This window comes from Pseudomonas fungipugnans (genome assembly GCF_029955235.1).
Taxonomy (GTDB): Bacteria; Pseudomonadota; Gammaproteobacteria; order Pseudomonadales; family Pseudomonadaceae; genus Aquipseudomonas; species Aquipseudomonas fungipugnans.
The window spans coordinates 1,768,938-1,794,059 of sequence record NZ_JARBWL010000001.1 but is presented as its reverse complement, the minus strand read 5'-3'; the positions used below and the strand labels follow the sequence as shown (position 1 = coordinate 1,794,059).

The window sequence follows — 25,122 nt, the reverse complement described above, 5'->3', positions numbered from 1 at the left end:
CCACAGTTGATTTCGGTCGGTCACAGATTTTGTGTTCACAGCAGAACCAATGTGGGAGCGAGCCAGCTCGCGAAGCTTCTAGAGCGCCCACCCCGGTTTACGCTTTTGCACAAAAGCCATGGTCCCCTCGATCCCCTCAGCTCCCGTCACCGCCTCGCTGAACCACTCGGCCGCCTGGTCCAGCAGCGCATCCGGCGTCTGTCCGGCGCTGGCCAGCAACAGTTTTTTGGTCATCGCATTCGCCCCCGGTGCGCAACACAGTACGTGAGCCAGCACTTCGTCGAGGCGTTCGGCCAGGGCTTGAGGGTCATGCTCGACAAAATGCACCAGACCCATGCGCCGCGCCTGCACACCATCGAACCGCGCCGCCGTCAGCGCCAAGCGTCGGGTCTGCGTCAGGCCGATACGCTGGACCACGAACGGTGCGATTTGCGCTGGCAACAGGCCGAGGCTGGTTTCCGGCAGGCCGAATTGCGCCTGATGATCGGCCAGGGCCACATCGCTGACGCAGGCCAGACCGAAACCACCGCCCAGCACCGCGCCTTGCAACACGGTAATCACCACTTGCGGCGCGTGCTGCACCGCTTGCAACAGCGCACCGAATGCCCTGTTCAAGTCGCGATAAGCACTCGCGCCCCGGACGCGGGCGCTGGCCATGTCCTTGATGTCGCCACCCGCGCAGAAGTGTCCGCCGGCGCCGCCGATGACCAAGGCGCGAATGTCCAGGTCGTCATGCACCGCCGCCAGCACCGCCCGCAATTCGGCGACCATTTGCAAACTCATGGCATTACGGCTTTCGGGGCGGTTGAGGGTAATGTGCAACACGCCGTTATGGGGTTCGAGCAACAAGGTCTGGCAATCGGGCAGGGCGCTCATTTCTTTTTTCCCGGCAGGATGCCCATGAGTTTGCAGATGATCCCGAGCATGATTTCGTCGGCGCCCCCGCCAATCGACACCAGCCGCACGTCTCGATAGGCGCGGGCTACCGGGTTGTCCCACATGAAGCCCATGCCGCCCCAGTATTGCAGGCAGCTGTCGCTGACTTCGCGACCGAGGCGGCCGGCCTTGAGCTTGGCCATGGACGCCAGGCGCGTCACGTCCTGGCCTTTGATGTATTGCTCGGTGGCCTGATACACCAGCGCCCGCAGGCATTCGATTTCGGTTTGCAATTCGGCGAGGCGAAAGTGGATGACCTGATTGTCGATCAGCGCATTGCCGAAGGTCTTGCGCTCCTTGCAATATTCGATGGTGCTGTCGACGCAGTACTCCAGGCCCTTGATCATGTTGGCCGCGCCGAACAGCCGTTCCTCCTGGAATTGCAGCATTTGCATCATGAACCCCGCGCCTTCGTGACCGATGCGATTGCGTTGTGGCACCCGCACGTCGTCGAAAAACACCTGGGCGGTCTCCGAACTGCGCATGCCGAGCTTGTCCAGGTGCGAGCTGAGGCTGATGCCCGGCGTGTTCATCGGCACCATGATCAGCGACTTGTTGACGTGGGGTTTGTCGTCCGAGGTGTTGACCAGCAGGCAGATGAAGTCGGCGCTCGGCGAGTTGGTGATCCACATTTTGCTGCCGTTGATGACGTAGTCGTCGCCGTCCTTGCGGGCGCCGGTTTTCAGCCCGGCGACGTCGGAGCCGGCACCCACTTCGGAAACGCCGATGCACCCGACCTGTTCGCCAGTGATTGCCGGGCGCAGAAACTCTTCGCGTAACTCATCGGAACCGAAGCGGGCCAGTGCCGGGGTGCACATGTCGGTCTGCACGCCGATCGACATCGGGATACCGCCGCAATGAATGGTGCCGAACTCCTCGGCGGCGACAATCGAATAACTGTAATCAAGGCCCATGCCACCAAATTTTTCCGGTTTGGAAATCCCCAGCAAACCGAGGTCGCCGGCCTTGCGGAAAATCTCGTGGATCGGAAAGCGCCCGGCCTTTTCCCATTCTTCAACGTGGGGATTGATCTGGTGGTCGACGAATTGGCGGACCGTGCGACGCAGTGCTTCGTGTTCCTGGGTGAAGATCATTTTTATTGTTCTCCTGGCGATCAGATCAAAAACGCGCGACACCAAAACTGTTGGGCTGCAACGGCCGCACTTCGGCCTCATGGCAAATATCCAGCAAGTAACCGAGCAAGGTCCGGGTATCCCGTGGATCGATCAACCCGTCATCCCACAGACTGGCGCTGCCGTAGAGCGCGGTGGACTGGCTGTCGAGTTTTTGCGCGGCCGCCTGTTCCAGCATGTCGAGCATTTTCGGGTCAGGCACCATGCCGTCCTTGAGCTGTTTGGCTTCGGTGACGATACGCAGCACCTTGCCGGCCTGGGCGCCGCCCATGACCGCAGTGCGGCTGTTGGGCCAGGCAAAAATGAAGCGCGGGTCGAGACCTCGGCCGCACATTGCATAGTTGCCGGCGCCATAGGAACCGCCGACCACGATGGTCAGCTTCGGCACCCGGGCGTTGGCCACGGCCTGGATCATCTTCGCGCCGTGTTTGATCACCCCTTGCTGCTCGGACTCGGTGCCGACCATGAACCCGGTGGTGTTATGGAAAAACAGCAACGGTGTCTGGCTCTGGTCGCACAGCTGAATGAATTGCGCAGCCTTGCTTGCGCCTTTGGGTGTGATCGGCCCGTTGTTGCCGATGAAACCGCAAGCGCGGCCCTGAATCTGCAAGTGACCGCAGACCGTTTGCTGATCGAACTCGCCCTTGAATTCGAGGAAGTTCGAAGCGTCGGCAATGCGCGCGATGATCTCGCGCACGTCATAGGGCTTTTTCGTGTCGTCGGGGATCAGTCCCAGCAACTCGTCGATGGGGTAGAGCGGTTCTTCCCAACGCCGTTCGGGCAACCATGGCAACTGCTCGTTCCATGGCAACAGACTGACAATTTCCCGCACCTGACGCAGGCCATCGGCATCGTTCTCGGCCAGGTATTCGGCGGTGCCGGCGACTTGCGCGTGCATCTCGGCACCGCCGAGTTCTTCATCGCCGGCGACCTCACCGGTCGCGGCCTTGAGCAGTGGCGGGCCGGCCAGAAACAACTTGGCCTTGCCGCGCACCACCACCACGTAGTCCGACAACCCCGGTTGATAAGCACCGCCCGCCGTGGCCGAGCCATGCACCACAGTAATCTGCGGCAAACCCATGGCCGACATCCGCGCCTGATTGGCAAAACTGCGCGCGCCTTCGACGAAAATTTCCGCCGCGTAATTCAGGTTGGCGCCGCCGCTTTCGGCGAGGGTGATCACCGGCAATTTGTTTTCCATGGCGATCTGTTGCAGGCGCAGGGACTTTTTCAAGCCACTGGGGGAAATGGTGCCGCCCTTGATCGCGCTGTTGTTTGCCACCACCAACACCCGTACGCCGGACACATAGCCGATGCCGGCAATCAGGCCGCCACCGGCGGAACTGCCATCCTTGTCGTCGTGCAATTTATAGCCGGCCAGGCTTGCCAGTTCGAGGAACGGCGCACCGGGGTCGAGCAGCAGATTGAGCCGTTCGCGGGGCAGCAATTGCCCGCGCTTGTCGAATTTTGGCTTGGCTTCGGCTGCCCTGTTCAGCAGGTTCTGCTCAAGTAGCCGGAGCTGCTCGACGCCTGTCAGCATTGCCGCACGGTTTTGCGCGAACTGTTCGCTGTGCGGGTCGAGTTGCGACTGGATCACCGGCATGGCTTATTCCTTGTCCTTGAGCACGTCGGGAATGTAGGCGCGATGAAAGCCGTTATACGATTCGCTGTTCTGCGCTTTATGGATCGGCCACGCCCGCCCGCCGAGACTGGCAGCACCATCGATGCGCAGGGTACTGCCGCTGACAAATGCCGCCGCCGGGCTGAGCAGGAACACAATCGCCGCGCTGACTTCCGATTCGGTGCCGATGCGCTTGAGCGGTACGTGTTCACGCAGGGTCGGAATCACGGCCTTGAACGCGCCTTCATAGGTGTCCATGCCGCTGGAAGCGATCCAGCCTGGTGCCACGGCGTTGACCCGTACCCCGGCATAACCCCATTCGAAGGCGGCAGTCTTGGTGAAGTTGTCCATGCCCGAACGCGCCGCGCCCGAATGGCCCATGCCGGGCATGCCGCCCCACATGTCGGCGAGCATGTTGACGATGCTGCCGCCGTGCTTGCTCATGGACTGGTTGAATACTTCCCGGGCCATCAGGAAGCCGCCCACCAGGTTGGTGCGCAACACCGTTTCAAAGCCTTTCTGATTGATCGACGCCAGGGGCGACGGGTACTGGCCGCCAGCATTGTTGACCAGCCCCTGTATCGGCCCGTGTTCGCGGATCAGTTCGCTCACCAGGTGCCGGACCGCGTCCTCGTCGCGAATATCGCAGACTTTCCAGTCAGCCTTGCCGCCGTCTTCGGCAATCTCCAGCGCGACACTTTTCAGCTTGTCGGCCTTGCGCCCCACCAGCAGCACATGGGCCCCGAGGGCTGCCAGTTCGTGGGCGGTGCAACGGCCGATACCGCTGCCGCCACCGGTGACGATGACGGTAAAGCCCGCGAACAGATCAGCCTTGAAAATCGAGTCGTAAGCCATGGCGGCGGTCCTCTAGTTGACCTGGTCGGCGATGCCCCGGGGAACGGGGATCTGGATTTCCAGCAGTTGCTGGGCGAAGGCCTTGCCTTGTGGGTCGATGCGCAGGCTGGCCACGCCACCGCCGCCGAGGGCGTTTTCCAGCAGAAAATTCAGGCTGTGGCTGGCGGGCAGATACCAGCGTTCGACGCGACCGTAAATTGGGTCAAGGACGTGACTCATCCAGTCGACAATCACTTGTGGCGTCAGCGCTTCGGCGATCCACGGCAGGTACTCGGGCTGGCGCGCCATGACGCCGATGTTGCTGTGGTTGCCCTTGTCCCCGGAACGCGCCACCGCGAGTTTGACCAGCGCCACGCTGGCGTCGGCCCGGCCTTGAGGTTTGGGCAGGACGTGAGGCGCAGGCAGGGCGCTGCTGTCCAGCGGTTCGAGGACGGGCAGGGCACATGAATGACGTTGCCCGGCGATATCGACCTGCAGTTCGCAGGCGCTTTTGTTGATGAGGAACGAGAACAGGCGAATCACTGGATACACCGTTGGCCGCCCACCGACGATCCCGGTCAACCCCGGCGCCATGCCGGTGGCGGCCTGGGCGATTTCCCGGGAGAACACGATCAGCGCCTGCTTATTCGGATGACGCACCGCGAGTTTGATCACCACTTCGCGGCTGTCCTGACGCTGGCCGTGGGGGCCGTAGGTGGCTTCGCTGCCCAGCAGTTCGATGTTCACTTCGCTATAGGGCGCCCAGCCGCGCTGGCTGAAAATCTCTGAGGTCTTGTTGATGATCGCATCGCTGACCCGGCGCGCTTTGGCGACTGCATCGATCCCGGCGATCAGGCAACTGGCGGTGCAACGAAAGCCGTCCGGGCAGGTGGCGCTGACTTTGTACTGATCGGTCGGTGGCAGGCCTTTGGCGCCCTGCATGTGAACGGCATTTTTGCCCTGTTGCCGAAGCTTGACCTGACTGAAATCGCAGACCACGTCCGGCAGCAGATAGGCGCGTGGGTCGCCGATTTCATAGAGCATCTGCTCGCCGACGGTCAGCGGCGTGACCAGCCCGCCGGAGCCGTCGGGCTTGCTGACGATGAACTGGCTGTCGGCGCTGACCTCCACAATCGGGAAGCCAATGTGTTCGTAGTCGGGTACGTCGCGCCAGTCGGTGAAATTGCCGCCAGTGCACTGCGCGCCGCATTCGATGATGTGCCCAGCCAATGCGGCTTGCGCGAGTTTGTCGTAGTCATGCCAGGACCAGCCGAACGTATGCACCAGTGCCGCACTGACCACGGCGCTGTCGACCACGCGCCCGGTGATCACGATATCGGCGCCCAGTCGTAGCGCTTCGACAATGCCTGGCGCGCCGAGGTAGGCGTTGGTGGAGACGCACATCGGTGGCAACGGCGCACCGCTGAACATCTCGTGAATGCCGCTGCTGCTCAGGTGCTTGAATTGGGGTTGCAGGTCGTCGCCCAGCAACACGGCGATTTTCAGGGCCACGCCGGCCTTGTCGCAAGCCGCTTGCAAGGCGGCGGCGCAGGCCTGCGGGTTGACCCCGCCAGCATTGCTGATGACGCGGATTTTTTGTTCGGCGAGCTGGCCGAGCAGCGGGCTGAGGACTTCAATGAAGTCGCTGGCGTACCCGGCCAGCGGGTCTTTCATCCGGGCGCCGGCCATGATCGACATCGTGATCTCGGCCAGATAATCGAAGACCAGGTAGTCCAGCCGTCCGCCTTCCACCAGTTGTGCGGCGGCGGTCGAGGTGTCGCCCCAGAATGCGCTGGCGCAACCGATGCGAATTGTAGTTGGCACAGTCAACGGCATAACCACCTCCGAAAGAAGTGTATCGAGACTACCAAGCAAGCGCTTGGTTTGTAAACGTCTGAAATATCTTCTGGCCAAGCGCTTGCTTGGTCGTCTCCGCCAGCTTAAATTGCCCGCGCAAGCCGCTGTTTTGCGGCGAGCGCAGCATTTGTCTGATCGACTGTAGGAGAGAACGGGTGGACGAGCAAAAAGCCCTGAGGGTAATGCGCGAATTGGTCGATAATGGCCAGTTGACCGACCCGGACAGCGCTCGCGGCAAACTGCTGCAAGTGGCGGCCCACCTGTTCCGCAACAAAGGCTACGAACGCACCACGGTGCGCGACCTGGCCGGTGCGGTGGGCATTCAGTCGGGCAGTATCTTTCATCACTTCAAAAGCAAGGACGAAATCCTGCGGGCGGTGATGGAAGAAACGATTCGCTACAACACGGCATTGATGCGCGCGGCCCTGGTCGAAGCCGGCAACGTGCGCGAGCGGGTGCTGGCGCTGATCCGTTGCGAATTGCAGTCGATCATGGGCGGTAGCGGAGAAGCCATGGCGGTGCTGGTCTACGAATGGCGCTCATTGTCCGAAGAAGGCCAGGCGCAGGTGCTGGCGTTACGCGATATTTATGAAGAAATCTGGTTGAACGTCCTGGGTGAGGCCAAGGACGCCGGGTTTATTCGCGGCGACGTGTTTATCACCCGGCGTTTCCTGACGGGGGCGCTGTCCTGGACCACGACCTGGTTTCGCGCCGATGGCAGCATGAGCCTTGATCAATTGGCCGACGAAGCCTTGATTCTGGTGCTGGAGCAGACGCCATAAGCAGTTTGTATTGACAGGAAACTGGCTAAGTCGGCGAAACCGCCTAGCTTGAATGCATGGATGTTTATTTTTATCGGGGAGTAGGTTGTTTTGATGTCTTCGTCATTTCGCACGGCCTCGCCGCTATTGCTGGCGATACTGTCGGTGTTATGGGTGTCGCCGTCCCTGGCTACACAGGAAGTTCGGGTCGGTGCCGCGCATTTTCCGCCCTACACCGTGCGCCCCGAGTCCGGCGCCGATACCGGGCTGTTGCCTGAGTTGGTTGATGCCCTGAATGCGCTGCAAACCGACTACAAGTTTGTGCTGGTGCCCACGTCGATTCCCCGCCGGTTCGGCGACTTCAAGCAGGCCCGTGTGGACATGGCGATCTTCGAAAATCCCGATTGGGGCTGGAAGGACATTCCCCACACCAATGTCGACATGGGCCTGGAAGACGCCGAGATTTTCGTCGCACAACAGGAGCCCGACCGTCAGCAAAATTATTTCGACGACCTCAAGGGCAAGCGCCTGGCGCTGTTCAGTGGTTATCACTATGAATTCGCCAACTTCAATGCCGACCCCAAATTCCTCGCGCAGAACTTCAATGCCACGCTGACCTACTCCCACGACAGTAATCTGCTGATGGTGTTGCGTGGGCGCGCAGACATTGCCCTGGTCACCCGTTCTTATCTGTTCGATTACCTGCTGCGCAACGAGAAGGTCGCCGGCCAGTTGCTGGTGTCACAGCGTACCGATCAGATTTATCACCACTACGCGCTGATCCGGCCGCAGGCGCCCATTACCGGTGAGGCGTTTGGCAAGCTGCTGCAGGGTTTGCGCGACAACGGCCAGATGCTGAAGATTTTCGATCCGTACAAGATCGCGGTCGTGCCGGTGTCAGCGCCGGGTACGGCAAGCGTGCCGCAGGTCGCTAAATGAGCGGCCTCGCTTAAATTTCCCCTCTTGGCTCACGTCACTTCGTTGAACTGTCGACGATTACCGTGAGCCCGACCCATGTCCAATCTGAATGACCTGTCTACCCTGGCCTTGCCGTCAGGCAGCGTGCTTGGCGCTGATGAAACCCAAACCCGCCTGAGCCTCAGCCTTGAAGGGCAACCGCTGATCACGTTGCGCCTGAAGCGTGAGCCCGAGTTGCAGTTGCAGGTCGAGGAACGCTTCAGCCGGCCAGCCGGCCAGGCGTTCTGGGCGGCCTGTTATTGGCTGTTTGCCCGCGATCCTGCGTGCCAGCGTCTGGTCTGGTGCCTGGACGAACCCCCTACCGAAGCCTTGCTCAGCGGTTTGCTGGTGGCGACCGATATCGTTGGCCAGTATCGCTGCGAGCGCACGCTGTTCTGGCAGTTGCCGCAGCCGTGGCTGGGGACGTCGATCACCGCCAGTTACCCGCAGCAGAGGGTGATCAGCGGTGGCAAGCGCCACCCGCTGCGCCCGGTCAAGCCACGCGGCGAAGTCTATCGGCGTTTCGATGCGCGACTCGGTGCCTGGGTGTCCTTGCGAACCCTGGAAATCGACAACGATCTGGTGCGCTTCAACCGCTGGCAGAACAACCCGCGGGTGGCGAGTTTCTGGCAGGAGGAGGGCAGCCTCGAGCAACATCGCGAGTACCTGAGCAAACTCGACGCCGATCCGCATACGTTGACGCTGATCGGCTGTTTCGATGACCAGCCGTTCGCCTATTTCGAGGCCTATTGGGCCAAGGAAGACCGCATTGCGCCGTTCTACGACACCGATGATTACGACCGTGGTATCCACATGCTGGTGGGTGAAGAAAATCATCGCGGCCCGCACAAGGTGGCGAGCTGGTTATCGGCGCTGGTGCATTACCTGTTTCTCGATGATCCGCGCACCCAACGAGTGGTCGCCGAGCCGCGTGCCGACAACGCGAAGATGATCGGGTACATGCACAACCAGTGTTTTCACTGCGAGAAAGAGTTCGACTTCCCGCACAAGCGCGCGGCGCTGATGATGCTGGGGCGTGAGCGGTTTTTTGATCGGTGTTCGTTGGCGTGATGCTCAGGGCTCAAGATCTGTATTGATCTTGAGCCTGCTTTCGCGAGCAGGCTCGCTCCCACATTTGATCTCTGTGACCCACAAATAAAGTGTTCGCAGAAGATCTCCTGTGGGAGCGAGCCTGCTCGCGAATGGGGGCGATGAGATTCCGGATCCTAGCGTCGGGCAAAGGTATCCGCCCGACTCCCCGACACCTTGCGGCAGTGCACCAGCGCATCGCGAATCATGAAGTTCACCAGGGTCGGCGAGACGCCGAGTTCCTTGGCGATGTCTTTTTGCGGCACGCCGTGCAGGCGGTACATCTCGAAGGCATAACGCGTACGACTCGGCAACTCGGTCAGCGCGTCGGCGATGTGTTCCAGGGTCGAGAAATTGATGTGCGAGGTTTCGGGCGATGCGCCTTGAATGACCACGTTCAGACCTTCCTCTTCAGGCCCTGAATATTTCTGCTCCAGCGCCTGCTTGCGATAGTGATCAATCGCCAGGTTACGCACGATCTGGAACAGGTAACTCAGCTGCGCCTTGATCGAGGAGGTGATCTGCGGCGCTGACTGTAGCCGGAAGAACGCATCCTGCACCACGTCTTCGGCGCGCGACCGGCAACCGGTAATGCGGGCTGCAATCTTGACCAGAATCAGTCGGTTGTCGACAAAAGCCTGAAGTAGCGGTGAATCGCACCTGCTTGTGGATACTTGTTCCGTCATGGAAATCACCTTGCTGCAAATAGGGGCGTGGGACGACAAGAAATCAGGAGTCGTCCTACACATCGAGCGACAAATTATGTTGAATGATAATGATTGTCAATTGAGAAGGAGAATTAATGCTTTAAAAAAGTGCGTACTGTGAACTGCGACGCACTGACGCACCCATCCCCCGCCGGCTTGCAGCCTGCCGACTAATTATTTCAAGACGTCATCCGTTCTCATTGGTGAATGGTTGCGGACACGCATCCGTGCCAAACCAGCATTCCCAAGCCTTGCGCGGTCGGTGAAGACCGCGTCCTGCGAGCCCGTCAGCCGGGCATGACGCACGAAAACCGATTCCAACTTGCAAGCCGAATTCAGGCAGGAAAACTCATGACCGACGCGTTCGAACTCCCAAGCACACTGGTCCAAGCCCTCCAGCGCCGTGCGGCCCTGACGCCGGATCGGGTCGCCTTGCGTTTTCTCGCTGACACCGCGGATCAGACGGTGGTGCTCAGCTATCGTGAGCTGGACCAGCGTGCGCGAACCATTGCCGGTGCCTTGCAGGCCCGGGCCTTGTTCGGCGATCGTGCAGTCCTGCTGTTTCCCAGCGGCCCGGACTACGTCGCGGCGTTTTTTGGTTGCCTGTATGCCGGCGTGATTGCGGTGCCGGCTTATCCGCCTGAGTCCACGCGCCGTCACCATCAGGAACGCCTGCTGTCGATCATCAGCGACGCCGAGCCAGCCCTGCTGCTGACCAGCGCCGACCAGCGCGATGCCTTGCAGCAAATCGAAGGCGCGCCACCGTTGCTGTGCGTCGATACCCTTGGCAATAACCTGGCGCAACAATGGGTGGCGCCGCCGCTGGAAGCCGACCACATCGCGTTTTTGCAATACACCTCCGGTTCCACCGCATTGCCTAAAGGCGTGCAGGTCAGCCACGGCAATCTGGTGGCCAACGAACTGCTGATCCGCCGCGGTTTCGGCATTGATCTGAACCCCGACGACGTGATCGTCAGCTGGTTGCCGCTGTACCACGACATGGGGTTGATCGGCGGGCTGTTGCAGCCGATTTTCAGCGGTGTACCGTGCGTGTTGATGTCGCCGGCGTACTTCCTTGGCCGGCCCCTGCGCTGGCTGGAAGCGATCAGCGAATACGGCGGCACCATCAGCGGCGGGCCGGATTTTGCCTATCGCTTGTGCAGCGAACGGGTCAGCGAGTCAGCACTTGAGCGTCTCGACCTGAGCGGCTGGCGCGTGGCCTATTCCGGCTCCGAGCCGATTCGTCTCGACACGCTGGAGCGCTTTGCCGAGAAATTCGCCGTCTGCGGTTTTACCCCGGACAGCTTCATGGCGTCCTATGGTCTGGCGGAAGCCACGCTGTTCGTCGCCGGCACGCCTCGCGGCCAGGGGATTGGCAACTTGCGGGTGGATGATCAGGCGTTGGCACAAAATCGTGCCGAAGCGGGCGAGGGCAGCGCGATCATGAGTTGCGGCGTCAGCCAGCCGGATCACGCGATTCTGATCGTCGAGCCGAACAGCCTTACGCCGCTGGCGGACAATGTGGTCGGGGAACTCTGGGCCACTGGCCCGAGCATCGCTCACGGCTATTGGCGCAACCCCGAGGCCAGCGCCAAGACGTTCGTGCAACATGACGGTCGCACCTGGTTGCGCACCGGCGACCTGGGTTTTATGCGTGACGGCGAACTGTTCATCACCGGGCGCCTGAAAGACATGCTGATCGTGCGCGGTCACAACCTTTATCCGCAGGACATCGAGCAGACTGTCGAGCGCGAAGTGGAGGTGGTGCGCAAAGGTCGCGTTGCCGCGTTTGCGGTCAACATCGACGGTCAGGAAGGCATCGGTATCGCCGCCGAAATCAGCCGCAGCGTGCAAAAAATCCTGCCGCCCGAGGCGCTGATCAAAGCCATTCGCCAGGCCGTGGCCGAGGCCTGTCAGGAAGCGCCGGCCGTGGTGGTACTGCTCAATCCGGGTGCGTTACCCAAGACGTCGAGCGGCAAACTGCAACGCTCGGCGTGCCGCAACCGCCTGGCGGACGGCAGCCTCGACAGCTATGCGCTGTTCCCGTCGGCGACCACCGAGCAGGCGGAAAAAGCCGGGTCCGGTTCCGACCTTGAAAACATGATCGCGCCAATCTGGTGCGAGCAACTCGACGTCAAACACGTCAACGGCGACGACCACTTCTTCCTCCTCGGCGGTAACTCCATCGCCGCCACTCAAGTGGTTGCACGGCTGCGCGAAGAGCTCGGTCTGGAGCTGAACCTGCGTCTGCTGTTCGAAGCCCCGACCCTCAGCGCATTCGCCGCTGCCATCGCTCGCCAGCAACAGGATGGCGGCCTGGCCCAAGGCTCGATTACCCCGCTGTCGCGCAGCGAAGCATTGCCGCAATCACTGGCGCAAAACCGTCTGTGGATCACCTGGCAACTGGACCCGCACAGCAGCGCCTACAACATCCCCGGCGCCTTGCACCTGCGTGGCGAGCTCGACGAAGACGCCTTGCGCGTCAGTTTCCAGCAACTGGTCGAGCGCCACGAATCCCTGCGTACTCGGTTCTTCGAGCGCGATGGCGTGGCGTTGCAGCAGGTCGATGCGGCGGCTGATTTCAACCTGCAAATGATCGACATCAGCGACCTGCCCATCGCCGAGCGTGAGGCCCGTGCCCGGCAGATCCGTGAGGACGAAGCGCATACCCAGTTCGATCTGGAAAAAGGCCCGTTGCTGTGGGTGACGCTGGTGCGCCTCGATGACGAGGAACATCAACTGCTGGTGACGATGCACCACATCATCGCTGACGGCTGGTCGCTGAACGTGTTGCTCGACGAGTTCTCGCGCCTGTATGCCGCCGCTTCCCAAGGCCTGACCGCCAGCCTGCCGGCATTGGCCACGCAATACGCCGACTACGGCAGCTGGCAGCGTCAGTGGCTGGCGCAAGGCGAGGGCGAGCGACAACTGGCGTACTGGCAAGCACAGCTGGGCGAGGACCATCCGACCCTGAGCCTGGCCGCCGACCATCCGCGCTCCGCCCTGCAGACGCACCAGGCCGCCCGCCATAGCGTGCGCTTGGGCGCAACCCTGAGCGAGGCCATCCGCCAGACCGCCCAGGCCCATGAGTCCACCTCGTTCATGCTGTTGCTCACGGCGTTCCAGAGCTTGCTGCACCGTTACAGCGGTCAGCGCGACATCCGTATCGGCGTGCCGAACGCCAACCGTCCGCGCCTTGAAACCCAAGGCCTGATCGGCTTCTTCATCAACACCCAAGTGCTGCGCGCCGAGGTCGATTCGCGTCTGCCTTTCATCGAACTGTTGGCGCAAACCCGTCAGGCGGCGCTGGGCGCGCAGGCCAATCAGGACCTGCCGTTCGAGCAACTGCTCGAAGCCTTCCCGCAGGCACGGGAGCAGGGCCTGTTCCAGGTCATGTTCAACCACCAGCAACGTGACCTGAGTGCGCTGCGCCGGTTGCCAGGGCTGCTCGCCGAAGAACTGCCGTGGCACAGCCGTGAAGCCAAGTTCGACCTGCAACTGCACAGCGAAGAAGACCGCAACGGGCGCCTGAGCCTGTCGTTCGACTACGCCAGCGAACTGTTCGACGCGGCGACCATCGAACGACTGGCCGAGCATTTCAGCAACCTGCTGCGCAACGTCTGCGAGCAACCACGGACCGCCGTCGGCGACCTGCAACTGCTGACGCCTTGTGAGCACGAACAGCAAGCACAATGGAGCGTTGCGCCGTGCGCGCCCGCCAGTCGATGGCTGCCGGAACTGCTTGGCGAACAGGCGCGGCTGACTCCGGAACGCACCGCGCTGGTGTGGGAGGGCGGTCAGTTCGACTTTGCCGAACTGCACACCCAGGCCAATCGCCTGGCGCATTACCTGCGCGACAAAGGTGTCGGCCCGGACGTCTGCGTGGCCATCGCTGCCGAGCGTTCGCCGCAGTTGCTGATCGGCTTGCTGGCGATCATCAAGGCCGGTGGCGCCTATGTGCCGCTGGACCCGGACTACCCGGCTGATCGCCTGGCCTACATGCTCGGCGACAGCGGCGTCGAACTGCTGCTGACGCAAACCGCATTGCTCGACCGTTTGCCGGCCAGCGACGGCGTCAGCGTGATCGCCATGGATGCGCTGCACCTGGAGAACTGGCCGAGCCACGCGCCGGGCCTGCATGTGCACGGCGACAACCTGGCGTACGTGATTTACACCTCAGGCTCTACTGGTCAGCCCAAAGGCGTCGGCAACACCCACGCGGCCCTTGCCGAACGCCTGCAATGGATGCAAAACGCCTACCGCCTGAACGACAGCGATGTGCTGATGCAAAAGGCGCCGATCAGTTTCGACGTGTCGGTGTGGGAATGCTTCTGGCCGCTGATCACCGGTGCCCGCCTGCTGATCGCCGGCCCCGGTGAACACCGCGATCCGCACCGCATCGCGCAGTTGGTTCAACAGTACGGCGTGACCACGCTGCACTTCGTGCCGCCGCTGCTTTCGCTGTTCATTGATGAAGCGCTGAGCGCTGAATGCACCAGCCTGCGCCGGGTATTTTCCGGCGGCGAAGCCCTGCCTGCCGAACTGCGCAACCGGGTGCTGGAGCAACTGCCGGCGGTGCAACTGCATAACCGCTACGGCCCGACCGAAACCGCGATCAACGTCACTCACTGGCATTGCACGACGGCCGATGGCGAGCGCTCGCCGATTGGCCGACCGCTGGGCAACGTGGTGTGCCGCGTACTCGACAGTGATCTCAATCCGCTGCCGGCCGGTGTGCCAGGCGAGCTGTGCATCAGCGGCCTGGGTCTTGCCCGTGGTTATCTGGGCCGTGCGGCGCTGACCGCCGAACGTTTTGTCGTTGATCCGCTGGGCGAGCAGGGCGCTCGTCTGTATCGCACCGGCGACCGTGCGCGCTGGACGAACGATGGCGTGATCGAGTACCTCGGTCGCCTCGATCAGCAGATCAAGCTGCGCGGTTTCCGTGTCGAACCGGAAGAAATTGAAGCCCGTTTGCTGGCTCAGGGTGGCGTTGCTCAAGCCGTGGTATTGGTGCGCGAGACGGCAGCCGGTGGGCAGCTGATCGGTTATTACACCGCCTCTGAAAGCGGCGAAGCCGAAGACGCTCAAACCGCACGCCTGAAAACCGCGCTCGCCGCTGAGTTGCCGGAATACATGGTCCCGGCGCAACTCATGCGTCTGGACGAAATGCCCTTGAGCCCCAGCGGCAAACTCGACCGTCGTGCCTTGCCGCAACCCCAGTGGCAAGTGCGTGAACACGTCGAACCGGTGACCGACCTCGAACAGCAAATTGCCGGCATCTGGCGTGCAGTCCTGGGCCTGGACCGGATCGGCCTGCGCGACGACTTTTTCGCCCTCGGCGGCCATTCGTTGCTGGCCACGCAAATCATTTCCCGCACTCGCCAGGCTTGCGACGTCGAGTTGCCGCTGCGTGCGCTGTTCGAACACAGCGAACTGGGTGCCTTCGCCGAACAGGTGCGGCTGATCCAGGCCAGCGGCAACACCAACCAGCAGCCGCCGATTGCCAACGTCGACCGCAGCCAGCCAGTGCCGTTGTCGTATTCCCAGCAGCGCATGTGGTTCCTCTGGCAGATGGAGCCGGACAGTCCGGCCTACAACGTCGGCGGCATGGCGCGCCTGCGCGGGGTGCTGGACGTGGCGCGTTTCGAGGCGGCGCTGCAAGCGCTGATCCTGCGCCACGAAACCCTGCGCACCACGTTCCCGAGCGTCAATGGTGTGGCGCAGCAACGGGTTCACCCACAGACCGGGATGCGCATGGAGTGGAAGGACTTCTCGGCATTGGCGGCTGACCTGCGCGAACAGCAAGTGCAGCAACTGGCGGACAGCGAAGCGCACAAGCCATTCGATCTGGAGACTGGCCCGTTGCTGCGAGCCTGCCTGGTCAAGACCGCCACTCAGGAACACTATCTGGTGCTGACCCTGCACCACATCGTCACCGAAGGCTGGGCGATGGATATTTTTGCCCGCGAGCTGAGCGCGCTGTACGAGGCCTTTGTCGACGACCGCGAATCGCCGCTCGAACCGCTGCCGGTGCAGTACCTGGACTACAGCGTCTGGCAGCGTCAGTGGCTCGAGTCCGGCGAGCGTCAGCGCCAACTCGACTACTGGACGGCGCAACTGGGCAGCGAACATCCGTTGCTGGAATTGCCCGGCGACCGTCCGCGTCCACCGGTCCAAAGCCATCAGGGTGAACTGTTCCGTTTTGACCTGAGTGATGACCTTGCGGCACGGGTTCGCGCCTTCAATGCGCAACACGGTCTGACCCTGTTCATGACCATGACCGCCGCGCTGGCGGTGCTGCTTTACCGCTACAGCGGCCAGACCGACCTGCGCATCGGCGCCCCGGTGGCCAACCGGATTCGCCCGGAAAGCGAAGGCCTGATCGGTGCGTTCCTCAATACCCAGGTGCTGCGTTGCCAGCTCGACGGGCAGATGTCCGTCGGCGAGTTGTTCGAGCAAGTGCGCCACACTGTGATCGAAGGACAGTCCCATCAGGACCTGCCATTCGATCACCTGGTCGAAGCCTTGCAGCCGCCACGCAGCGCCGCCTACAACCCGCTGTTCCAGGTGATGTGCAACGTGCAGCGCTGGGAATTCCAGCAGAGCCGCACGTTGGCCGGCATGACGGTCGAGTACCTGGCCAACGATGCGCGGGCGACCAAGTTTGACCTCAATCTGGAAGTCACCGACCTTGATCATCGCCTGGGTTGCTGCCTGACTTACAGCACTGACCTGTTCGACGAGCCGCGCATTGCGCGCATGGCCGGGCATTGGCGCAATCTGCTGGAAGCACTGCTCGCCGATCCGCAGCAGCGTCTCGGCGAATTGCCGTTGCTGGCGCCTGACGAACAACAACAGCTGCTCGACAGCCTCGGCGTCGAGCCGGGTGAACATCGTCTGGATCAGTGCATTCATCACCTGTTCAGCGAGCAGGCGCTGGCGCGCAAAGACGCCCCGGCGCTGACCTTCGCTGGTGAGACCCTGAGCTACGCCGAACTCGATAGCCGTGCCAATCGCCTGGCCTGGATGCTGCGTGAGCGTGGCGTCGGCCCGCAGGTGCGGGTCGGCCTGGCGCTTGAGCGTTCGCTGGAAATGGTCGTCGGGCTGTTGGCGATTCTCAAGGCCGGTGGCGCCTACGTGCCGCTGGACCCGGAATACCCGCTGGACCGTCTGCATTACATGATCGAAGACAGCGGCATTGGTTTGCTGCTCAGCGACGCGGCGATGTTCAAGGCGCTCGGCGAATTGCCGTCCAGCGTGGCGCGCTGGTGCCTGGAAGAGGACGCTGGGGCACTGGCCGACTACCCGGCCAGCGAGCTGCCGTTTATCAGCCTGCCTCAGCATCAGGCGTACCTGATCTACACCTCTGGCTCCACCGGCAAACCGAAAGGCGTGGTGGTGTCCCACGGTGAAATCGCCATGCATTGCCAGGCAGTGATCGAGCGTTTCGGCATGCGCCCGGACGACTGCGAGCTGCACTTCTATTCGATCAACTTTGACGCGGCCACCGAGCGTTTGCTGGTGCCTCTGCTCAGTGGCGCACAGGTGGTACTGCGCGCTCAAGGCCAATGGGATGCGGAAGAAATCTGTGGGCTGATTCGCCGCCACAACATCAATATCCTCGGCTTCACCCCGAGCTATGGCAGCCAGTTGGCACAATGGCTGGCGACCCAGGGCGAAACCCTGCCGGTGCGCATGTGCATCACCGGCGGTGAAGCGCTGACGGGTGAACACCTGACGCGGATTCGTGCAGCGTTCAAACCGAGCCTGTTCTTCAACGCCTACGGCCCGACCGAAACCGTGGTCATGCCACTGGCCAGCCTGGCTCCCGAGCAGCTGGAAGAGGGCCTGGGCAGTGTGCCGATCGGCAGCGTGATCGGTGCGCGTGTGGCCTACATTCTTGACGCCGACCTGGCGTTGGTGCCGCAAGGCGCGACCGGCGAATTGTTCGTCGGCGGTGCCGGCCTGGCGCAGGGTTATCACCAGCGTCCGGGCATGACCGCCGAGCGTTTTGTCGCCGACCCGTTCGCCGGCAACGGCGGGCGTCTGTACCGCACCGGCGATCTGGTGCGCCAGCGCGCCGATGGTCTGGTGGAGTACCTGGGGCGGATCGACCATCAGGTGAAAATCCGTGGTTTCCGCATCGAGCTGGGCGAGATTGAAACCCGCCTGCTGGAGCATGCGTCGATCCGTGAGGCGGTGGTGCTGGCGCTCGACGCACCGAGCGGCAAGCAACTGGTTGGCTATCTGGTGACGGACGTCGCTGAACGGGACGAAGCGCACCAGGCGGCTTTGCGCGAATCGCTCAAGACTCACCTGAAATCGCAGTTGCCGGATTACATGGTGCCCACTCACCTGATCCTGCTGGCCAGCATGCCGCTGACCGCCAACGGCAAACTGGATCGCCGCGCATTACCGGCACCGGACCCGGAGCTGAACCGCCAGCAGTATGTGGCACCGAGCAATGAGCTGGAACTGACCCTGGCCGACATCTGGTGCGAGGTGCTGAACGTCGAGCAGGTGGGTCTCAACGACAACTTCTTCGAGCTGGGCGGCGATTCGATTCTGTCGATCCAGGTGGTCAGCCGTGCACGGCAGCAGGGCATTCATTTCAGCCCTCGCGACCTGTTCCAGCATCAGACCGTGCAGACCCTGGCCGCCGTGGCGACCCGCACCGAGCAAGTTCGCGCCGAGCAAGGTTTGTTGACCGGTGAATCGCGTCTGACGCCGATTCAGCACTGGTTCTTCGACACCGATATCCCCCAGCGTCAGCACTGGAACCAGGCGTTGCTGCTGGAGCCGGGCGTGGCGCTGGAGCCACATCGTCTGGAACAGGCGTTGCTGGCGGTGGTGGAACAGCACGACGCCCTGCGACTGCGTTTCACGCAAGCCGCTGGCGTGTGGAAAGCCGAGCATCAGGCGCTGTCCGATGTGGCGGTGCTGTGGCAAGTGCGGGTGGCATCGATGGACAAGTGCACGGCATTGTTCGCCGACGCCCAGCGCAGCCTTGATCTGGAGCAGGGGCCATTGATGCGCGCCTTGCTGGTGGATGGGCCTGATGAACAACAACGCTTGTTCATCGTCATTCATCACCTGGTGGTCGACGGCGTTTCCTGGCGGGTGTTGCTGGACGATGTGCAAACCGTGTATCGCCAACTGGACGCCGGGCAGGCGGTCAAACTGCCGGCCAAAACCAGCGCGTTCAAGGACTGGGCGGCACGCTTGCAGGCCTATGCCGGCAGCGAGTCCCTGCGCGAAGAACTGGACGTGTGGCGGGCGCAACTGGCCGGGCCGAGCGTCGAATTGCCCTGTGATCGTGCTGAAGGCGGGCAGCAGAATTGTCACGCGCAAACCGTCAGCGTGCGCCTTGACAGCGAGCGCACGCGGCAACTGCTGCAACAAGCGCCCAGCGCCTATCGCACCCAGGTCAACGACCTGCTGTTGACTGCATTGGCACGGGTGGTGTGCCGTTGGACGGGCCACGAATCGGCATTGATTCAACTCGAAGGCCATGGCCGCGAAACACTGTTCGAGGAGATCGACCTGACCCGCACTGTCGGCTGGTTCACCAGCGCGTATCCGCTGCGGCTGACGCCAGAAAATGAACAGGGTGCTTCGATCAAGGCGATCAAGGAACAGCTGCGTGCCGTGCCGCACAAAGGGTTGGGCTATGGCGTACTGCGTTACCTGGCCGATGACCTGAGTCGCCAGACCATGGCCGCGTTGCCGGTGGCGCCGATCACGTTCAACTACCTGGGCCAGTTCGACCAGAGCTTTGGCAGCGATGCGTTGTTCCGTCCGCTGGACGAGCCGGTCGGTGCGGCCCACGATCCGCAAGCGCCGTTGCCCAACGAGCTGAGCATCGACAGTCAGGTCTACGGCGGTGAATTGCTGCTGCGCTGGACCTTCAGCGCCGAACGCCACGATCGGCAAACCATTGCTGATCTGGCGGACGCCTATCTGGGTGAACTGCAAAGCCTGATCGAGCATTGCCTGCAAGACAGCGCGGGCGGCCTGACGCCGTCGGACTTCCCACTGGCGAAACTGACCCAGCCGCAACTCGATGCGCTGCCGGTCCCGGCCGCCGTCATCGAAGACGTCTACCCGCTGACCCCGATGCAGGAAGGCATGCTGCTGCACACCTTGCTGGAACCGGGCACCGGCCTGTACTACATGCAGGATCGCTACCGCATCAACAGCGAACTCGACCCCGAGCGTTTCGCCCAGGCGTGGCAGGCGGTGATCGCTCGTCACGAAGCGTTGCGCGCCTCGTTCTGCTGGAACGTCGGCGAAGACATGCTGCAAGTGATCCACAAACCGGGCAGCACGCCAATCGAGTACCTGGACTGGAGCGCCATCGCTGACGCCGAGCAAGAGCCGAAGCTGCAAGCCCTGCTCAAAAGCGAACGTGAGGCCGGGTTCGATCTGCTCAATCAGGCGCCGTTCCACCTGCGTCTGATCAAGGTCGGCGCGGCGCGCTACTGGTTCATGATGAGCAACCACCACATCCTGATCGATGCCTGGTGCCGTTCGCTGCTGATGAACGACTTCTTTGAAATCTACATGGCGCTCGGCGAAGGCCGCGAGCCGCAACTGGCGGTGCCGCCGCGTTATCGCGACTACATCGGCTGGCTGCAACGCCAGAGCCTGGCCGAGGCGCGGCAGTGGTGGAAAACCAACCTGCAAGGCTTCGAACGCACGACGCCGATTCCCAGTGACCGACCGTTCCTGCGCGAACACGCCGGTGACAGCGGCGGCATGATCGTCGGCGACCGCTACACCCGACTCGACGCTCGGGACGGTGCCCAACTGCGCGAACTGGCCCAGGCCCATCAACTGACCATCAATACCTTCGCCCAAGCGGCGTGGGCCTTGGTATTGCGGCGCCTGAGCGGTGATCGTGACGTGCTGTTCGGCGTCACGGTGGCGGGGCGTCCGGTGGAAATGCCAGAGATGCAACGCACCGTCGGGCTGTTCATCAACAGCATCGCGCTGCGGGTGAAAATGCCCGAAGACGATCAGCGCTGCAGCGTTCGCCAGTGGCTCAGTGGTTTGCTCGACAGCAACATGCAGCTGCGTGAGTACGAATACCTGCCGCTGGTGACAATCCAGGAAAACAGCGAGCTGCCCAAGGGCCAGCCGCTGTTCGACAGCCTGTTCGTGTTCGAGAACGCGCCGGTGGAAGTGTCGGTGCTGGACCGTGCGCAGAGCCTCAATGCCACCTCGGATTCAGGCCGCACCCACACCAACTTCCCGCTGACGGCGGTCTGCTATCCGGGGGATGACCTCGGCCTGCACCTGTCCTACGACCAGCGTTATTTCGACGAGTCCACGGTCGAGCGCATGCTCGGTGAGTTCAAGCGTTTGCTGCTGGCACTGGTCGAGGGCTTCCATGGCGACATGGCGGACCTGCCGCTGTTGGGCGCCGAGGAACAGGATTTCCTGATCCACGGTTGCAACCAGAGCGAACACGATTACCCGCTGGAGCAGAGCTACGTCGAACTGTTCGAAGCCCAGGTCGCCGCGTATCCGCAACGGATTGCCGCCAGTTGCCTCGACCGGCTGCACAGTTACGTCGAACTCAATCAGCGCAGCAACCGTCTCGGTCATGCCTTGATCGCTGCCGGCGTCGGGCTGGATCAACCGGTGGCGCTGCTGGCCGAACGTAATCTGGATCTGCTGGGCATGATCATCGGCAGTTTCAAGGCCGGTGCCGGTTACCTGCCGCTGGACCCGGGCCTGCCGAGCCAGCGCCTGAGCCGGATCATCGACCTGAGCCGCACGCCGTTGCTGGTCTGCACGCAAGCCTGCCGCGAGCAAGCGCTGGCGTTGCTGGATGAGTTCGCTTGCGTCAATCGACCGAAGTTGCTGGTCTGGGAAGACGTGCAAACAAGCGATGCATCGGTGCAGAACCCGGGCATCTACAGCGCCCCGGACAACCTGGCCTACGTGATCTACACCTCGGGTTCCACCGGGTTGCCCAAAGGCGTGATGGTCGAACAGCGCGGCATGCTCAACAACCAGCTGAGCAAGGTGCCGTACCTGAACCTCGGCGCTGGCGACGTGATTGCGCAAACGGCGTCGCAGAGCTTCGACATTTCGGTCTGGCAGTTCCTCGCCGCGCCGTTGTTTGGCGCACGGGTCGACATCGTGCCAAACACCATCGCCCATGATCCACAAGGTTTGCTGGCGCACGTTCAGGCACAGGACATCACCGTGCTGGAAAGCGTGCCGTCGCTGATTCAAGGCATGCTCACCCAGGACCGCATGAGCCTCGACGGCCTGCGCTGGATGCTGCCGACCGGTGAAGCGATGCCGCCGGAACTGGCTCACCAGTGGCTGCTGCGTTACCCGGACATCGGCCTGGTCAACGCCTATGGCCCGGCGGAGTGCTCGGATGACGTGGCGTTCTTCCGCGTCGACATGGCGTCGACCCGTGGCAGTTACTTGCCGATCGGCACGCCGACCGACAACAACCGTTTGTACCTGCTCGACGGCGCACTCGAACTGGTGCCGCTGGGTGCGGTGGGCGAGCTGTGTGTCGCCGGCACCGGTGTCGGGCGCGGCTATGTCAGCGATCCGCTGCGTACTGCTCCGGTGTTTGTCCCGAACCCGTTCGGCGCGCCGGGGGAGCGCCTGTATCGCACCGGCGACCTGGCTCGCCGTCGCACTGACGGTGTGCTGGAGTATGTCGGCCGGGTTGACCATCAGGTGAAAATTCGCGGCTACCGCATTGAGCTGGGGGAAATCGAAGCGCGCCTGCATGAGCAACCTGAAGTGCGCGACGGCGCGGTGGGGGTGCAGGAAGGCGTCAACGGTAAACACCTGGTCGGCTATCTGGTGGCGGCAGATTCTTCATTGAATCCGACTGAGCGTCTCGATCGCATCAAGCAACGCCTGCGCGCCGAACTGCCGGAGTACATGGTGCCGCTGCACTGGCTGTGGCTCGACAAGCTGCCGCTCAATGCCAACGGCAAACTCGACCGCAAGGCCTTGCCGGCGCTGGAAATCGGTCAGTTGCAGAGCCAGAACTACCTGGCCCCGCGCACCGGACTGGAGCAGACCCTGGCCGACATCTGGGCCGAGGTGCTGAAGGTCGAGCAGGTCGGCGTTCGCGACAACTTCTTCGAACTGGGCGGCCATTCACTGCTGGCGACGCAAATTGCCTCGCGGGTGCAAAAAGCCCTGCAACGCAACGTGCCGCTGCGGGCGATGTTCGAATGCAGCACGGTGGAGGAGCTGGCGCAGTACATCGACGGCTTGGCGGCCAGTGATATCACCGAAGAGAAAGTGGATCGGTTGAATGACCTGATGGCGGAGCTGGAGGGGTTGTAGTTGTGAAGTTCTCGCTGGCTGCAAGTTGCAAAAAAATTGGCAACTTGCAGCCAGTTTTGATTATCAGGAGTCGACGTTTCTCCATAACCACTGTGTATGGCTCATATCAAGACCCAACGCTTCGAATTTTTCTGAAACGTACTTCAGGCATGCACCGCCGTCAGGCTGATAGTGTCCTGAATCATCATTGACCGTGGCGATGATATTGCTAACGAAGTGTTCTCCATTAACGTGCGAAACAAAAAAACTCACCGGCACAAATGACCGGTCGATCACTGCCCAACCAACTGGCCGACACCTTCGATTCTGGATGGGTCGTACGTTCTCCAGGCCTTGACGTCCGCGATATAGGGCATCCAGCGGATTGGATAGGTCTGGACATTAAGGTCGAGCGGCCGGTGGTCCGGGTTAGTCCAGGCCGACCATTCGATGTTTGCGGCCCAAACCTGTTGCAAATGAGTGGAATGGTTGTCGAGCCACCGATTGACCTTTCTGAACGACGTATTGGTAAAAACGCCGTTGGCGTTCAAGGTCAACGATTCGAGTTCCCAGTCGTCGCTGGCCACGGGATGTTCAACCGGTAGTTGATATAGCGCGACATGGTCAAGTTCACTGATGTGCACGCTTTGGCGGACCAAACATTCGTTGCAGATCAATACCGATGGTGAGGGCCAACTCTGGGCGATTCGGCCAGAAGTTGCAGGTTGGCCTCGTGGCTCATGCTTATATAGATCCTGTCATCGGTTCCGGACCAAGAGCTGTCATGAATTTTTGCTGTGATGGTAAGTTCGGTAATGTTGGCGCTGCGGTCGAAGTTTCGAGTGAGGTTGCTCAGCACGGTTCTCGTCCTTGAGAAAATTGATAGGGATGAAGCGTGTTTAACGTATCAGACGGTTGTGTTTTTGCGTGTCGAGGGTTGTTTCTTTTTATAAGTGGAACGAATGTCCTGGAAGGCGATTGAAAACTCTTGATACGTGCGGACATTGACGGTGACGTGGCGGCGAGGCAGGCTGCCTGAGCTTTTCGGAGCCCCAATTTCAAAAAAGGAGACAGCCGATGCCCTTCGCAACAGTAGACGGACAACCCCTTCACTACATCGATCAAGGCACCGGTCCCGCCGTGTTGCTGGCCGGCAGTTATCTGTGGGACCAGGCCATGTGGGCGCCGCAGATTGCCGAGTTGTCGAAGCACTATCGGGTGATTGCCCTGGACCTGTGGGGGCATGGTCAGTCCGGGCCTTTGCCCGAAGGCACGACGTCGCTGGATGACATTGCCCGTCAGGCACTGGCATTGCTCGATCATCTGCAGATTGACCGGGTCATGCTGGTTGGGTTGTCGGTCGGCGGCATGTGGGGCGTGCGCCTGGCGCTCTCGGCACCGCAGCGACTCAATGGCCTGGTGCTGATGGACACCTATGTCGGCGTCGAGCCGGAGCCGACTCGTCAGTATTACTTTTCGCTGTTCAAGCTGATCGAAGAAACCGGCGTGATCTCGCCGCAGTTGCTGGATATCGTGGTGCCGATTTTCTTCCGTCCGGGCATCGATCCGCAGTCGGCGCTGTACCAGGATTTCCGTGCGTCACTGGCGGCATTGCCCGCTGAGCGCTTGCGCGAAAGCATCGTACCGATGGGGCGGATTACCTTTGGTCGGGATGACTTGTTGCCGCGTCTGGGGCAGCTGAATCCTGCCACCACGCTGGTGATGTGTGGCGATCAGGACAAGCCGCGACCGCCCTCGGAGGCAAAGGAGATGGCCGAGTTGATCGGTTGCCCCTGTGTGCTGGTGCCGCAGGCGGGGCATATCTCCAATCTGGAGAATGCCGGGTTTGTGACCGAGGCGTTGTTGGCGTTTTTGGCTGAGAGAACTTAGTCGCTTACTCTGACGCCTTCGCG

12 protein-coding genes are annotated in these 25,122 nt (G+C 61.8%); 5 read left to right on the top strand and 7 right to left on the bottom strand.

The window, feature by feature from the left end:
• Positions 1-78: 78 nt before the first annotated feature.
• From POF45_RS06965 to POF45_RS06945, 5 genes are read right to left on the bottom strand one after another with little or no spacing between them, the layout of a single operon-like run.
• A complete protein-coding gene (locus tag POF45_RS06965; protein WP_259495387.1) occupies positions 79-876 on the bottom strand; it encodes an enoyl-CoA hydratase/isomerase family protein in 798 nt (265 codons plus the stop codon).
• Positions 873-2,030 (bottom strand): citronellyl-CoA dehydrogenase, encoded by a 1,158-nt coding sequence (gene atuD / locus POF45_RS06960; RefSeq protein WP_259495386.1) that lies wholly within the window; start codon positions 2,028-2,030, stop codon positions 873-875. The genes POF45_RS06965 and atuD overlap by 4 nt, the downstream gene beginning before the upstream one ends.
• Before the next feature lie 25 nt (positions 2,031-2,055).
• Complete coding sequence (gene atuC / locus POF45_RS06955) at positions 2,056-3,672, bottom strand: geranyl-CoA carboxylase subunit beta (protein WP_259495384.1); 1,617 nt, start codon at positions 3,670-3,672, stop codon at positions 2,056-2,058.
• 3 nt (positions 3,673-3,675) lie between these two features.
• On the bottom strand, positions 3,676-4,545 hold the full coding sequence (locus tag POF45_RS06950; protein WP_282315414.1) for an SDR family oxidoreductase: 870 nt from the start codon (positions 4,543-4,545) through the stop codon (positions 3,676-3,678).
• A 12-nt stretch (positions 4,546-4,557) separates the two neighbouring features.
• Positions 4,558-6,348, bottom strand: a complete 1,791-nt coding sequence (locus tag POF45_RS06945; RefSeq protein WP_259503221.1) for an acyclic terpene utilization AtuA family protein — start codon at positions 6,346-6,348, stop codon at positions 4,558-4,560.
• 188 nt (positions 6,349-6,536) lie between these two features.
• Here POF45_RS06945 and POF45_RS06940 point away from each other — a divergent pair, with 188 nt between their 5' ends.
• From POF45_RS06940 to POF45_RS06930, 3 genes are all read left to right on the top strand, one after another.
• Positions 6,537-7,163: a TetR/AcrR family transcriptional regulator gene (locus POF45_RS06940; RefSeq protein ID WP_259495382.1), complete on the top strand. Its 627-nt coding sequence runs from the start codon at positions 6,537-6,539 to the stop codon at positions 7,161-7,163.
• A gap of 93 nt (positions 7,164-7,256) precedes the next feature.
• Positions 7,257-8,081: a substrate-binding periplasmic protein gene (locus POF45_RS06935; protein ID WP_259495381.1), complete on the top strand. Its 825-nt coding sequence runs from the start codon at positions 7,257-7,259 to the stop codon at positions 8,079-8,081.
• A gap of 75 nt (positions 8,082-8,156) precedes the next feature.
• Positions 8,157-9,170, top strand: a complete 1,014-nt coding sequence (locus POF45_RS06930) for a GNAT family N-acetyltransferase (protein WP_259495380.1) — start codon at positions 8,157-8,159, stop codon at positions 9,168-9,170.
• A 155-nt stretch (positions 9,171-9,325) separates the two neighbouring features.
• On the opposite strand, the gene POF45_RS06925 is transcribed toward POF45_RS06930, so the two are convergent.
• A complete protein-coding gene (locus tag POF45_RS06925; protein WP_150713131.1) occupies positions 9,326-9,874 on the bottom strand; it encodes an RNA polymerase factor sigma-70 in 549 nt (182 codons plus the stop codon).
• Positions 9,875-10,246: 372 nt separating this feature from the next.
• On the opposite strand from POF45_RS06925, the gene POF45_RS06920 reads away from it, so the two are divergent.
• On the top strand, positions 10,247-23,230 hold the full coding sequence (locus POF45_RS06920; protein WP_282315413.1) for a non-ribosomal peptide synthetase: 12,984 nt from the start codon (positions 10,247-10,249) through the stop codon (positions 23,228-23,230).
• Positions 23,231-23,502: 272 nt separating this feature from the next.
• On the opposite strand, the gene POF45_RS06915 is transcribed toward POF45_RS06920, so the two are convergent.
• Entirely contained in the window at positions 23,503-23,796 is a 294-nt protein-coding gene (locus POF45_RS06915; protein ID WP_259495378.1) for a hypothetical protein, read from the bottom strand.
• Positions 23,797-24,286: 490 nt separating this feature from the next.
• Between POF45_RS06915 and POF45_RS06910 the strand changes: the two genes are divergently transcribed.
• Positions 24,287-25,099, top strand: a complete 813-nt coding sequence (locus POF45_RS06910; RefSeq protein WP_282315412.1) for an alpha/beta fold hydrolase — start codon at positions 24,287-24,289, stop codon at positions 25,097-25,099.
• Positions 25,100-25,122: the final 23 nt, after the last annotated feature.

Bases quoted from the DNA above. Each gene is read 5' to 3' on its own strand.
- POF45_RS06950 (WP_282315414.1), bottom strand. From the start codon at position 4,545: ATGGCTTACGACTCGATTTTCAAGGCTGATCTGTTCGCGGGCTTTACC.
- atuC (WP_259495384.1), bottom strand. From the start codon at position 3,672: ATGCCGGTGATCCAGTCGCAACTCGACCCGCACAGCGAACAGTTCGCG.
- POF45_RS06930 (WP_259495380.1), top strand. From the start codon at position 8,157: ATGTCCAATCTGAATGACCTGTCTACCCTGGCCTTGCCGTCAGGCAGC.
- POF45_RS06925 (WP_150713131.1), bottom strand. From the start codon at position 9,874: ATGACGGAACAAGTATCCACAAGCAGGTGCGATTCACCGCTACTTCAG.
- POF45_RS06920 (WP_282315413.1), top strand. From the start codon at position 10,247: ATGACCGACGCGTTCGAACTCCCAAGCACACTGGTCCAAGCCCTCCAG.
- atuD (WP_259495386.1), bottom strand. From the start codon at position 2,030: ATGATCTTCACCCAGGAACACGAAGCACTGCGTCGCACGGTCCGCCAA.
- POF45_RS06910 (WP_282315412.1), top strand. From the start codon at position 24,287: ATGCCCTTCGCAACAGTAGACGGACAACCCCTTCACTACATCGATCAA.
- POF45_RS06965 (WP_259495387.1), bottom strand. From the start codon at position 876: ATGAGCGCCCTGCCCGATTGCCAGACCTTGTTGCTCGAACCCCATAAC.
- POF45_RS06935 (WP_259495381.1), top strand. From the start codon at position 7,257: ATGTCTTCGTCATTTCGCACGGCCTCGCCGCTATTGCTGGCGATACTG.